At 50.8% G+C, this 1,330-nt stretch carries 1 rRNA gene; it reads right to left on the minus strand.

Annotated elements, in window-relative coordinates:
- Nucleotides 1-1,330, minus strand: a 23S ribosomal RNA gene (locus GWI56_RS21545); the annotation flags it as partial.

A 1,330-nucleotide genomic window follows, 5' to 3' on the forward strand; every position in this document is an offset into this window, starting at 1 on the left:
GGAACTTACCCGACAAGGAATTTCGCTACCTTAGGACCGTTATAGTTACGGCCGCCGTTTACTGGGGCTTCAATTCAGGGCTTCGCCGAAGCTAACTCTTCCTTTTAACCTTCCAGCACCGGGCAGGCGTCAGCCCCTATACTTCATCTTACGATTTTGCAGAAACCTGTGTTTTTGATAAACAGTCGCCTGGGCCTTTTCACTGCGGCTGGTCTTGCGACCAGCACCCCTTCTCCCGAAGTTACGGGGTCATTTTGCCGAGTTCCTTAACGAGAGTTCACTCGCTCACCTTAGGATTCTCTCCTCGACTACCTGTGTCGGTTTGCGGTACGGGCAGTTAAATACTCACTAGAAGCTTTTCTCGGCAGTGTGACATCGGCAACTTCGCTACTTTAATTTCGCTCCCCATCACAGCTTGTCAACCCGGCTTAAAGCATTTGACTCTAAACCTGACTTACTGCTTGGCCAGACACTTCCAATCGTCTGGTTTGCTTAGCCTCCTGCGTCCCTCCATCATTCAAACGCATTTAACTGGTACAGGAATCTCAACCTGTTATCCATCGACTACGCCTCTCGGCCTCGCCTTAGGTCCCGACTTACCCTGGGAGGACGAGCCTTCCCCAGGAAACCTTAGTCATTCGGTGGACAGGATTCTCACCTGTCTTTCGCTACTCATACCGGCATTCTCACTTCTAAGCGCTCCACTAGTCCTCACGGTCTAACTTCGTCGCCCTTAGAACGCTCTCCTATCACGTGTCCAAAAGGACACATCCACAGTTTCGGTAATATGCTTAGCCCCGGTACATTTTCGGCGCAGAATCACTCGACTAGTGAGCTATTACGCACTCTTTAAATGATGGCTGCTTCTGAGCCAACATCCTAGTTGTCTATGCAACTCCACATCCTTTTCCACTTAGCATATATTTAGGGACCTTAACTGGTGATCTGGGCTGTTCCCCTTTCGACGGTGGATCTTATCACTCATCGTCTGACTCCCGGACATAAATCATTGGCATTCGGAGTTTATCTGAAGTCGGTAACCCATGACGGGCCCCTCGTCCAAACAGTGCTCTACCTCCAAGATTCTCGATTCCGAGGCTCCCCCTAAAGAGATTTCGGAGAGAACCAGCTATCTCCAAGTTCGTTTGGAATTTCACCGCTACCCACACCTCATCCCAGCCTTTTTTAACAGACACGGGTTCGGGCCTCCAGTGCGTTTTACCGCACCTTCACCCTGGACATGGGTAGGTCACCTGGTTTCGGGTACATAACTACGTACTTCATACGCCCATTCCAGACTCGCTTTCGCTGCGGCTCCGGTTTTTCCCCC

The organism is Shewanella sp. DW31, from assembly GCF_015767295.1.
In the GTDB taxonomy this organism is placed as follows: Bacteria; Pseudomonadota; Gammaproteobacteria; order Enterobacterales; family Shewanellaceae; genus Shewanella; species Shewanella oncorhynchi.